Source organism: Corynebacterium sp. HMSC074C05 (assembly GCF_001838325.1).
Lineage (GTDB): Bacteria > Actinomycetota > Actinomycetes > Mycobacteriales > Mycobacteriaceae > Corynebacterium > Corynebacterium amycolatum.
This window is the reverse complement of the sequence record NZ_KV836285.1, coordinates 1-11,688: the sequence shown is the minus strand read 5'-3', so window position 1 is coordinate 11,688 and position 11,688 is coordinate 1. Positions and strand designations below refer to the sequence as shown.

11 protein-coding genes are annotated in these 11,688 nt (G+C 58.4%); 7 read left to right on the top strand and 4 right to left on the bottom strand.

What is annotated here, in order from left to right; genetic code table 11:
- The first annotated feature begins 509 nt into the window (after positions 1 to 509).
- Both HMPREF3042_RS03425 and HMPREF3042_RS03420 read left to right on the top strand, forming a co-directional pair.
- A complete protein-coding gene (locus HMPREF3042_RS03425) occupies positions 510 to 884 on the top strand; it encodes a hypothetical protein (protein WP_016421434.1) in 375 nt (124 codons plus the stop codon).
- A 138-nt stretch (positions 885 to 1,022) separates the two neighbouring features.
- Positions 1,023 to 1,865, top strand: a complete 843-nt coding sequence (locus HMPREF3042_RS03420) for a PaaI family thioesterase (protein ID WP_038626554.1) — start codon at positions 1,023 to 1,025, stop codon at positions 1,863 to 1,865.
- A gap of 9 nt (positions 1,866 to 1,874) precedes the next feature.
- On the opposite strand, the gene HMPREF3042_RS03415 is transcribed toward HMPREF3042_RS03420, so the two are convergent.
- The 3 genes from HMPREF3042_RS03415 to HMPREF3042_RS03405 form a co-directional block, all read right to left on the bottom strand.
- A complete protein-coding gene (locus tag HMPREF3042_RS03415) occupies positions 1,875 to 2,648 on the bottom strand; it encodes an esterase/lipase family protein (RefSeq protein ID WP_070856073.1) in 774 nt (257 codons plus the stop codon).
- Entirely contained in the window at positions 2,638 to 3,357 is a 720-nt protein-coding gene (locus HMPREF3042_RS03410) for an esterase/lipase family protein (protein WP_070856072.1), read from the bottom strand. Before HMPREF3042_RS03410 ends, HMPREF3042_RS03415 begins: the two co-directional genes overlap by 11 nt.
- Before the next feature lie 170 nt (positions 3,358 to 3,527).
- Positions 3,528 to 3,950, bottom strand: a complete 423-nt coding sequence (locus tag HMPREF3042_RS03405; protein ID WP_005511554.1) for an HIT family protein — start codon at positions 3,948 to 3,950, stop codon at positions 3,528 to 3,530.
- Between the two features lie 80 nt (positions 3,951 to 4,030).
- Here HMPREF3042_RS03405 and purD point away from each other — a divergent pair, with 80 nt between their 5' ends.
- The 3 genes from purD to HMPREF3042_RS10835 all read left to right on the top strand — a co-directional run bounded on the left by purD (position 4,031) and on the right by HMPREF3042_RS10835 (position 7,641).
- A complete protein-coding gene (gene purD / locus HMPREF3042_RS03400; protein WP_070856218.1) occupies positions 4,031 to 5,305 on the top strand; it encodes a phosphoribosylamine--glycine ligase in 1,275 nt (424 codons plus the stop codon).
- Positions 5,306 to 5,544: 239 nt separating this feature from the next.
- Positions 5,545 to 6,672 (top strand): pyridoxal phosphate-dependent aminotransferase, encoded by a 1,128-nt coding sequence (locus HMPREF3042_RS03395; RefSeq protein ID WP_070856217.1) that lies wholly within the window; start codon positions 5,545 to 5,547, stop codon positions 6,670 to 6,672.
- Between the two features lie 813 nt (positions 6,673 to 7,485).
- Entirely contained in the window at positions 7,486 to 7,641 is a 156-nt protein-coding gene (locus HMPREF3042_RS10835; RefSeq protein WP_162837147.1) for a hypothetical protein, read from the top strand.
- A 53-nt stretch (positions 7,642 to 7,694) separates the two neighbouring features.
- On the opposite strand, the gene trpB is transcribed toward HMPREF3042_RS10835, so the two are convergent.
- Complete coding sequence (gene trpB, locus HMPREF3042_RS03390; RefSeq protein WP_070856071.1) at positions 7,695 to 9,020, bottom strand: tryptophan synthase subunit beta; 1,326 nt, start codon at positions 9,018 to 9,020, stop codon at positions 7,695 to 7,697.
- A 422-nt stretch (positions 9,021 to 9,442) separates the two neighbouring features.
- On the opposite strand from trpB, the gene HMPREF3042_RS03385 reads away from it, so the two are divergent.
- Together HMPREF3042_RS03385 and HMPREF3042_RS03380 are read left to right on the top strand one after the other, a co-directional pair.
- Entirely contained in the window at positions 9,443 to 10,873 is a 1,431-nt protein-coding gene (locus HMPREF3042_RS03385) for a TrkH family potassium uptake protein (RefSeq protein WP_070856070.1), read from the top strand.
- Positions 10,866 to 11,567: a potassium channel family protein gene (locus HMPREF3042_RS03380; RefSeq protein ID WP_070833248.1), complete on the top strand. Its 702-nt coding sequence runs from the start codon at positions 10,866 to 10,868 to the stop codon at positions 11,565 to 11,567. The genes HMPREF3042_RS03385 and HMPREF3042_RS03380 overlap by 8 nt, the downstream gene beginning before the upstream one ends.
- Positions 11,568 to 11,688: the final 121 nt, after the last annotated feature.

Here is an 11,688-nt window from a genome sequence, read left to right as displayed (position 1 = left end):
CCTGTCGGGCGGGGCGGGGTGTCGGGGAAATTTCTGTCACTTATGCGCACGTTGTCGGAAGTCCCGGTCAACATATGGATGAGCTATTCACTTATGGCCACGCTGCTGCGTATCGATAGGTGAATATTGCATCGATAGGACAACTCAACACCGGCAGCAGAACAGCGCAACACCGACAGCAGGACAGCGCAACACCGACAGCAGGACAGCGCAACACCGACAGCAGGGTAACGCAACGCCGACAGCCGGAAAATCACAGGCCACGGAGCGTTCACATCTGCAACTCTAGCCCCATGCTTCACAGGGGTTACATGCGCATGTAAAGTGGACTTTGTTTTTAAGTCATAAGCGTCGATAGGGCTGGTCTCGGGGAAGGGCCTGCGCTATGGGCGCTTTTGGCATTTTTCTGCAAAACCTTCCAGAAAACCCCACAAGCTGGGGTGATTTCTCCGAGAAAAATATTCTACGATAGAGCCATGTCAGAGGTGCTCTTTGTCAGTAGTTCAAACATGGGACTCTCACGCGTACTAGAAGGGCTGCTGCGGCAAGCTGCCCCAGGCCTGACAGTTTTGTCAGCAGGTATCAGCATCGATGATGATGACCGCGGTCTGGATGAAGACGCGCGGCGTGCGCTCTGTGAGGTGGGGGCACGGTGCGATGGCGATCCTCATCAACTCACGCCGTCTCTCGCAGACAGTGCGGATGTGGTCATTGTTGTGGGGAAAATCGACGTTTCGGACTACATCGCGCCAGATGTAGAGACTGAGCGCTGGGAATATGATGACCCAGCTGACCGCGGGATTTATGGTTATTCCCGCTACGCGGAATTGCGGGATTTCTTCACTCTGCGCGTCAATACGCTGGCGGAACGGTTTGCTGCCTAAATAGTCGCTGAAATAGTCGCTGTCTTAATAAAAGGTGGGGCGCGGGAACCGTCGTAAAGCATGTGTTGAAGCTGACACACTTTTGTTTTCTGACAATAATGCCCGCGTTCGTCCGGTCAACACCTAATGTAAGTAGTTATGTCTATTGGTCCATCGCTGCGACGCACCCTGTACAAACTTGCTGAGAAAGAGATGTCCCCGGCTAAGGCAAAGTTCTTGCTGAACATTTGGCCGCCGCTGTTTGGCACCGGCATCCGTATCACCGAGATTGCGGATGACTGGTCTGAGGGGCGATTGGAGCTGCGCCTAAACGCTCTGACTGCGAATATGCATGGCGCGGCATTTGGCGGTGCACTGTTTTCGATGACGGATGTGCTGTTTGGCACGCTGGTTATGCAGCGTCTGGATGTCAAGAAGTACGAGGCGTGGACGCGAACTGGGTCGTTTGAATTTATCCGGCCGGGTAAGAATGGTGCGTACCTTGAGGTAGAGGTGCCGGATGAGATGGTCGAAAAGCTTAAGGCCGAAACCGAAGGTGGCTATTCGACGGTCGTTCCATACACCTCTGTAATCCGAAACCGCGATGGTTCCCTGGTCGGTATTGGTCAGCAGGAGCTCTACGTGCGCCGTCGTGGTCGTAAGAAGCCGCCGGCCAATCCGAATCAGCAGGATCGTGTTGCCGGTGAGAACCTCATCTCTGCTGCTCGCACTCTTGCGCGGCTGGGGATGCGCGGGGTGGAAAACCGTGATGTGCTCGTCCAGCAGGAACGCACCGCACGACGCTGCATTTCGCCAGAGTCGCGTGCAGTCGCATGGCTCCACGGGGTCCTCGAGTACGGCGATGTCACTGTCGACGACTACCGCGCCGCAGGGCTTCCCGACGTCGTCATCGAGGCCCTCACCTCCGATAACCCCTCGCCAGCCGCGCAGCAGCTGCTTGCGGATGTCGTCACCGCGCGCGAGTCGCTGACCAAGTTCTAGGTCGAAGCCCTACGCCAATAGCCGAGTGATTAGGTCGATCACCTCGGAGTCTGTTTGCTGCTTCCAATGCGCAACAGACCTGCCCTTCAGCTCGGTTTCGAGCAAAACAGTTTGGCTGTCCGGCAGGAAGCTCTGCGCGGTATCGGACCATGGAATGACCAGGTTGTCATGGTGGCTGATGACATTAATCCAGTCAGGTGTGGCTGCCTTGCGCCCTCGGAGGTGTGGGGCGGTGTTGGCTGCAGGAAGTTCATATTGTCCTGCCGCTACCGCAATTTGATCGGCTAAAGCCGGTCCCATTAGCCAGCGGGCAGGAGCCCCATTCCACCAGCCCAAAATGCGGGAGATCTCAGTCAGATTTACACCGCCGACAGAGCCCGACACACTGATGACACGTCGAAACGAAAAACGCTCGCATTCATGGTTTGCAAGACGCGTAAACAGCAGGAAAGCCAGTAGCCCACCCTGCGAGTGAGCCACAATATCGACCGTGTCCGAGTTCGTTTCAGTGCAGACTCCGTTGATATAGGACTCGACTTCGGCGACAGAATCTACGAGGGCAGCAGTGCCACGGTCTCCGTAGGCCGGTACATAGACTCGGCGGCCGCGGGAGCGGAGTCCGTCGGCAAGCGGTGCCCACGCGCCGGGACTATCGAGCGTGCCATGTAGTGCGATAACCGGAACGGGGTCTCTGAGGTCCCCCGACGCTGGACTCGGATTTGGTGAGGACGGATGTGCGGCTGTCGGTGGGAAAATCCGCGTTAGGAGCGGTCTATTCCGCATGCTCGATTGGGTCAAAATCCTCGCCTACCAGCTTGAATAGTGCCTCGCGAGTAAGCGCGCGGGGACGCCAATCGTGCGCCATTTGCTCGTGCAAAACGATGGCTTGAGGGAACGTGTCCTGCACATAGAGATTGGTGACCATGCCTGTGTCACCATCATCCAAGAAACAGGACTGTGGCGGGGAAATGAGCTGGTCATACTTGGTGGCAATGCAGGTGTAAGTAACACCGGGACCGAGGATATCGTGGGAATTGGAGTTCAAAACCATCTTTGAACCCGTGAGCTGTTCCAAACCGGAAACGCCCCAGTAGCTCTGCACAAAGTTGCTCATCAGCGACTTTGTGCCGGGAATCTTAGTGATGCCGGAAGCGATGCCGCCCAGATTGGTGCCGTGATTGGGCGCGGCAAGGCAGACAACATGCTTGATGTCCTTGGAAATGCGCAGAGAAAGCAGGGTGGCAATTAAGCCGCCTTGCGAGTGCCCCACGATAACGGCGTGCTTTGCGTCAGTGGCGTGCAGGACAGCCTTGATGTAAGGCACGAGCATGTCGATGGACTGATTGATGGGGTCTGTTGCACGGTGCCCAAAATCTGGCGCGAAGACAGCCCAGCCATCCTCCCGTAACTGACCGCCGAGGGTCTCCCAAATGCCCTTGACCTGGCCTGTTCCATGCAGGAGGATGACCGGCCACGGCCGGGATTTGGACACTTTGGCTCCCCAGTTATCTTCGAAAACACCGCGCAGCGGACGGAAGATGGCATAGGGGAGCGATGCTGATCCTTCAGCTGCAGCCGGTTTTTGCGCCTCCGGTTCCTGCGCTTCAGGGGCAGGGACTACCGGAAGTTGTTCTTCCCGAAAATCCTCGTTTGAAGCGGCGATTAGCGCACCAACTTTCCGTCTTCGTCAGTCCCGAGCGCCTCCCGTAGCTTAGCGGCGGCCTCATCCATGGACTCTGCGGAAGGATTGCGATCGACCGACTGGAGGTTGTAGCCGGACATGTCGTGGGCAGGGAAGATATGGATGTGGGTGTGCGGAACCTCGAAGCCGGCGATGAGGTAGCCAGCACGTGGAGCGTCAAAAGCGGAGACAACAGCCTGACCAACCTTCTGGGCAACCTCATTGAGATGAGCCCACAGCTCAGGCGAGGCGTCTGTCCACTTGTCCACCTCTTCAACAGGGACAACCAGAGTGTGACCAGGTGCGATTGGCTCGATGGTCAAAAATGCGACGACCTTGTCATCGCGGTAGACAAAACGACCGGGGAGTTCACCGTTGATGATCTTGGTAAATACTGTGCTCATGTGCCAAGGGTAACCCGAATAGCGGATTGAGGGGTTGGGTGCGATGAGAGTTATCCGGGCTGATTAGTAAGATGATTGCTATGCGCATCCTCGTAATTGGCTCCGGTGCCCGTGAGCACGCCCTGTTGTACGCAATGAGTAAGGACCCGCAGGCTACTGATCTTCACGTAGCCCCTGGTAATGCGGGTATGAGTGAAATTGCCACCATGCATCCACTGGTCGTGGATGACCCCGCTGGCGCTGTTGCGCTGGCCAAGGAAATCGGGGCCGATTTGGTTGTTATTGGCCCGGAGGTTCCGCTGGTCGCGGGTGTGGCAGACGCGCTGCGCGACGCTGGCTTTGCAGTTTTCGGCCCGAACGCGGACGCGGCTCGGATTGAGGGGTCGAAGGCTTTCGCTAAGGACGTCATGAAGGCGGCTGGAGTAAAGACCGCCTCGGCAGAGGCTATTCAGCCGGAGGCTTCCGACGAAGACATCGAGGCCACCATTGACCGCTTTGGCCCGAACTGGGTCGTGAAGGATGACGGTCTGGCTGCTGGCAAGGGCGTTGTGGTCACTAAGGACCGCGCTGAAGCTCTTGAACACGCAAAGGCGGTGCTGGCAGCCGGTAACCCGGTGCTGCTGGAGTCCTTCCTGGATGGCCCGGAAGTTTCCCTGTTCTGCTTGGTCGACGGCGAAACCGTCGTTCCGCTGTTGCCGGCTCAGGACCACAAGCGCGTCGGTAATAACGACGAGGGGCCGAACACCGGTGGCATGGGCGCTTACAGCCCGCTGTCCTGGCTGCCAGAAGGCGCAACTGAGCGCATTGTTACCGAGGTCTGCGAGCCGGTCGCTCGTGAGATGGCCGCTCGCGGCTGCCCTTTCCAGGGGCTGTTGTACGCGGGGCTGGCCTGGGGCGAGGACGGCCCGGCTGTCATTGAGTTCAACTGCCGTTTTGGTGACCCGGAGACCCAGGCCGTGCTGGCGCTGCTGGAGTCCCCGGTGGCGCAGCTGCTCAACGCCGCTGCTACCGGCACATTGGCGGACTTCGGTCCGCTGTCTTGGCGTGATGGGTACGCTCTGACTGTTGTGCTGGCAGCTGAAGGCTACCCGGTGTCGACGCGCACGGGCGATGTCATTGAAGGTGCAGAGCCTGGTCGCGAGGCAGATGGCATTCTCCACGCAGGTACTGCCCGCAATGCTGCAGGTGAGCTGGTCTCCGCTGGTGGCCGTGTGCTCAACGTGATCGGCGTTGGTGACACGCTGGAAGAGGCTCGCGACAAGGCGTACGAGACCATCAAGACCATTAAGCTCGAGGGCTCGCACTACCGCACCGACATTGCACTACCTGCAGTTGAGGGCCGCATTTCCATTTAAATAATGCTCGAGGCGGTCAGGCTGCACTCGGATACCTCACTGGTGCACCCACCCGGACTGAACTGGATTTCCCGGGTGGCCTCGGTGGCTGCAAAGATGAAGGTATGCACGCCGAATCTCCGCAGTCGCCAAAGTCGTCGCAGTCACCGCAGCCGTTAAACCCCTCGGGGCCTCTGCAGGCATCCCAGCCCGAGCGCGATCTAGCATCCCGCCGCAGTGAAGTCGCACCCTTCCATGTGATGGATGTTCTCGCGCTCGCACAGGAGCGTCAGCGTACTCACGGTGACGCTCTATTCCTCTGTGTGGGGCAGCCCGCGACTGCGGCCCCGGCTGCCGCGATTGCCCGTGCTCGTGCTGATTTAGAAAATCAGGTTCTGGGCTACACAGCGGCCGTCGGTACGCCTGAGCTGCGCGAAACCATCGCCGCCTGGCATCGTGAAAACTATGGCACGGCCACGGAGGCTGCTGATGTTGTCATCACCACCGGTTCTTCCGGCGGTTTCGTGGCACTTTTCCTCGCAGCGCTCGACGTCGGCGACGATATTGTGCTCGCGCGCCCGGGCTATCCCGCATACCGCAATACTCTGCAGGCGCTCGGCGCCAACATTGTCGAGATTGACTGTGGTCCCGAGACCCGCTTTCAGCTCACCGCCCAGCACCTGCAGGAACTTCCGCGCGTGCCCAAGGCCGTGATCGTCACCAGTCCGGACAATCCCACTGGCACCATTATCGATGCCAACGAGCTGCGAGCCATTGCGAAGTGGTGCGAGCAGCACGATTGCCTGCTCATCTCCGACGAGATTTATCACGGCATTACCTATGGTCGACAGTGTGCGTCAGCACGCGAGTTTTCTGATGCGGCGGTCGTAGTCGGCAGTGTCAGTAAGTACTTCTCGATGACCGGCTGGCGCGTCGGCTGGCTCATCGTTCCAGAGTGGCTGCGTGCGCCCCTGGATCGTCTCGAAGCCAACCTCACTGTCTGCCCACCGGCAATTTCGCAGGAAGCCGCGGTAGAGGCGTTCAGCGCCGAGTCCATTGCCGAGCTCAATTCGCACGTGACGCGTTACGCGCGCAACCGCGACGTTTTGCTCGAGGGGCTGCCCCGCGTCGGTCTCGGTAATATCGCCCCGCCCGACGGCGGTTTCTATATCTATGCCAATATTGCAGGGCTTTACGACGACCCGAACTCCGTCGACTCCATGACATGGGCTCGGGAACTGTTGGCTGCAACGGGCGTGGCCGTTGCCCCTGGAATCGACTTCGACACAGAGAACGGCCATGAGTGGGTTCGCCTCTGCTTCGCCGGTGAGACTTCCGAGATGGAAGAGGCTATTCGGCGTATTGGGGTGTTCACTGGTCGTGGTTAAGCGGCCGTTAGCGACGTTTGTGATGTGATTTACCTCACCCTTTCAGGGGTGTTTTTGAGGTCGGTTGGGATAGGGGCTCGGTGGACGAATCGCTGCTTTAAATCCTGTGTCGGTAACCGCTTGCTGGGCTGATGTTGGGGCAGTTTTGGGAGGGAGGCGTTGGGGCTCTGTTTCCCTGACTGCTCGTTCGCTGTAAAGGCGGAAAACTGCCTCAGGTTGAAGGCTTCGTGGCTGCGGTCACATCCAGCGAGGCTAGGGGTGAGTTGATAGAGGGGTGGGATGGCCTTCACGGTAGTGGTTTCGGCGGTCGGCAGCTCTGTCGGTGGACTATTTATGCTGGCAGGGGGTTCTTTTTCTTTAACGGACGCTGGGGTAGGCCCCTGGGAAGCTGGTGGCTATTCGTGTGCGGGGTGACGATTGAGTGCGGTATGTAACCCACATTCAACGATGGCTACAAGCGCTTTCAGTGGGGATAGTTTATGTTCGACCAAAAGAGACTTTCGCGCCTGGCTTTCGGCTGTGTAAAAAGCGTGATTTTGAAGCCGTTATCAACGGCGGTAAAGCGAGGCATGGGGTGGCGTTGGGGGCGCTGTTTGTGGCTCAGTGCCTGAGCTAAAAAGCGTCCAAAAGTTAACAAAAGGTTAACTAAAAATAAAGTTTAGTGCTTGCCAGGTCTTGTGTTGTCGTCTACGGTTGCAAGTCATAAGTTCCAAACGGTTCGATGAAACATTGTTTCAACTGCGGAATCGCAAAGAATCGGTTGGATAAGTCCAACAATAAAGATCAAAGAGATCTTAAGAGAGGTGACCTCTGATGAACGCATTCAACGAGATTATGGATACTGTGTCCCCGATTTTCCAGGACGGCAAGGAATCCAAGCAGGATGCGCTGGCATCGCTGCTTGCCGAAGCCATCGTGGAGGCGAACCCGAAGCAGGGCATCGCCGCCGACGATCGCCGTGCTGCCTAACAAGAATTAGCTTTGGTCCGATTCCTGCTAGGCAGCTAGTGGGGAAGCAATCCCTACTGGTTTAGGAACTCCCGGACCTGCTCCATATCCTTATCACCGCGACCCGACAGGTTCACGAGCAACAGCAAAGGCTCATCGCCTTCGTGAACCGGCAGCCCGAGCTCGCTACCAGCGGCAGGGTTGGTTTCACGGAGCCGCGCAATCTTAATGGCCTGCGCCAGCGCATGCGAGGATTCCATCGCCGGAATAATGCCCTCCATGCGGCTGAGCAGCTGGAACGCTTCCAGCGCCTCCTCGTCGGTAATTCCGACATAGCTGGCGCGGCCATTCTCCTTCAGCATGCCTTGCTCCGGGCCAACGGACGGGTAATCCAAGCCCGCCGAGATGGAGTGCGATGGCAACACCTCGCCGTCGTCGGAAAGCATGACAAATGAGCGCATGCCGTGAAGGACACCAGTCTTGCCCCCATTGATGGGCGCGCCATGGCGGTCGGTGTCGAGTCCCTCACCTGCAGGCTCGACGCCAATGAGGGCGACATCGGAGTCGTCGATGTAGTTAGCAAATGCGCCAATGGCGTTGGAGCCGCCACCGACGGCTGCGATGACAGCGTCGGGAAGCTTGCCGTAACGCTCGACCATCTGACTGCGCGATTCCTTTGAAATAACCTGCTGGAATTCACGCACGATAGTGGGGAATGGGTGCGGGCCAGCGGCTGTGCCTAGCAGGTAGAAAGTGGAGTCGAGAGTCTTGCTCCACTCGACCAGTGCCTCGTCAATAGCATCCTTCAAACCGGCCTCGCCGGTGGTGACGGGAACGACCTTCGCGCCCATGAGCTCCATGCGCTCGACATTGGGGTGCTGGCGGGCGACATCGTGTGCGCCCATGTAAATCTCGCACTCAAGTCCCAGCAGCGCTGCGGCCATCGCGGTGGCCGTGCCGTGCTGGCCTGCACCCGTCTCAGCAATGAGACGGGTTTTTCCCATGCGCTTTGCCAGCAGCGCCTGGCCGACCACGTTGTTGCCCTTGTGCGCGCCGCCGTGGTTCAAGTCCTCGCGCTTGAGCACAATCGTCGTGTTCGGCGTGGATAGACGTCGGCATTCGAACAGCGGGGTTGCGCGGCCGAGGAAATCGTGGCGCAGTTCTTCCAGCTCGCGCTGGAACTCCGGATCGCTCATCGCCTCGATGTAAGCCGCTTCCAGCTCATCGAGTGCTGGCAGCAGGAACTCCGGCACTTCCTGTCCACCGAAGCGACCGAAAAATGCAGGCAAGAGGGTTTCGCGCACCTCGCCCGCGCCGTTAACGCTTGCCGACGGCACCCTGGTTGCAGTCGGTGCTGAAGCCTTGGCGATGGCATCCGCGCTGGGGTTGTAATCAGTCATTGAAGAGAGCCTTTCGTTGCTGTTGTTTATTTCAGCGGGCCCTGGTTCTCTTCGCCGAACCGATAAAAGAAAAGAGCCCGCCAGATTTATCTTCTTGCGAGCTCGTACTTGACGGGTTTGCCGTCGACATTAATGAGATGACGTGACGTTGCTCGCGGACTTAAGCGAGCCACCACCACTGTGCGCCGCACGGCGCGGGTGTGTTCATCAGGGGTGTCATCATGAATCTGACCATAACTCAAGGTTTCCGCAGTAGCCAAAGCGGGGTGGGGTGTGGGGGCGGGGATGGGGCGCGAAATGTGTACGGGATATTGCAACGGTGTCTGGGGTCGTAAAGCAGCTCCCCGCTAAGTCCCGGCATATGCAGAGGCGGAATATCAGCATTCCCCTCGACATCGCTGGCCACGAGGACTAACGTTCCGATGGTGATTACGCTGTCGCGGCACGCCACTAAATCACGTCGGGGAGTTCGTCCCACGACGTTGGTGGTGTGGTGTTATGTCGCCCTGATAACCGCTGGCACGGTTTTGTTAATGCTGCCGATTTCGGCGGCCAATAGCCATCCCACGGGGCAGTGTGCCCCGAGCCCTGGGGATATGTGTTTGCCCACGGCGCTGTCTGATGCGCTGTTCACAGCCACCTCAGCAACAAGCCTGACCGGCCTGATCACCGTAGATACGGCCACCCATTGGTCAACCTTCGGCAAGGTCGTCATCATGTTGTTGATTCAGCTGGGTGGTCTCGGGTTCATGACCTTGGCTTCACTTTTCGGCCTCTTCGTAGCAGGAAGGCTCGGCCTTAACCGCCGTGCCGGTGCCCGCGTTGAAGGCCGCGGTATGGACATGGGGGAAATCTCATGGGTTGTCCGTGCTGCTGTTAGCTTCACTCTGTTGGTGGAGTTTGTGGTCGCAGTGGCACTAACGCTGCGGTTCCACTTCGGTTATGAGTACAGCTGGGGAAGAGCTGTGTGGGAAGGCTTGTTCCATGCCATCTCCGGCTTTAACAACGCCGGCTTCGCTCTGTATACCGACAATGTCATCGGGTTCTATAGCGATGCCTGGGTGCTTTTGCCACTGGCCTTCGCCCTCATCGTGGGTGGTCTGGGTTTTCCTGTTTTGCTCGAGGCCTGGCGGCACGGCAAAGCGTGGCTTAGTGTCTGCACTCGAGGACAGCTGCCTAAACGCTGGTCGCTGACTACTCGCTTCACCATTAAAGGCACGATTCTGCTGATTGCTTTGGGTACGCTTATGGTGGCTTTTGGGGAGTGGTCCAATGCCATGTCTGGATTCACTACGGGGGAGAAGATACTCAACTCATTCTTCGCTGGTGTGAGCCCGCGTACCGCGGGGTTCAACGCGCTCGATTACGCGGATTTCCACCCGTCCACACTGCTGGGCACTGACTTCCTCATGTTCATTGGTGGCGGCACCGGTGGTACCGCAGGTGGCGTGAAAATCACGACGTCGGCAGTCATTCTCGCCGCTGTTCTCGCGGAGATTCGCGGTGACACCTCCGTGTCCGTGGCTAGGCGGCGCCTCAACCCAAAGGTGCTGCGCCAGGCCCTCGTCGTCCTGGCCTTCGGTATTGGCCAGGTATTCCTGGCAGTAATCGCCGTCAGTTTCCTAGCGCCACAGTTTTCTACTGACCAAATCCTTTTTGAAGTAGTCAGTGCTTTCGCCACGGTGGGCCTTTCCACAGGTATCACCGCTGACCTGCCGGTGGCGGCACAGGCAATCTTCATCGTGCTGATGTTCACCGGTCGTGTTGGCCCAATCGCCTTGGCGACGGCCTTGGCCGCCCGCCCACGCCAGCGCGTCTATGAATATCCGGAAGAAAGGCCCTTCATTGGCTAACTCGAAATTCAATCCGTTCGCAGGTTTCGCGGAGCATTTCTCCAACCAAGCCAGCTCTTCGCCTGTTGTCATCCTCGGTATGGGACGTTTCGGACAGGCACTCGGCGAGGAGCTGGTCGCTGGCGGTATCGAGGTTCTCTGCGTAGACCATCGCGAAAAGGTAGTCCAGGAGCTGTCTTCGACCTTCGACCATGTGGTCACCGCCGACACCACCATGCCGGAGGTACTGAAGCAGCTCGGTGTCGATGAAGCCGAACGTGTTGTTATCGCCATCGGCAGTGACATCGAGGCATCGCTGCTAACTGCATCCGCGCTGGTAGACATGGGCGTGCCCATGATTTGGGCAAAGGCCGACAACCAGGCCCACGCCAAAATCCTGGGCCAGATTGGTGTCCACCACGTCATTCGCCCGGAGGCCGACACCGGTCGTCGTATTGCGCACCTCATCGGCGGCAAGGTCCAGGACTTCCTGGAGTTCGACCGCGATTACGCAGTAGGCAAGGTCGCGCCGCCAATCCACTGCCTGGATAAGACGGTGGCGGAGATTAACCAGAGCGCACCGATTACGGTTGTCGCCGTACAAAAGCGCGGTCAGCGCTTCCGCCCTGCGCTTGCCGACGACCGCATTTCCGCAGGTGACCTGTTGATTGTCTCCGGCGCTATTCGGCAGTTGGAGACATTCGCCGGAGAGTAACAGGAAGCGACGGAGTCCGTGCACGCGGGGCTTCGTCGCGATGGAAATCAACAACCAACAGTGTGGAAAGGCGGGGTCCACGCCCAGCTCAACGGGCTGCAAATGTGAAACTGTGCGAGTT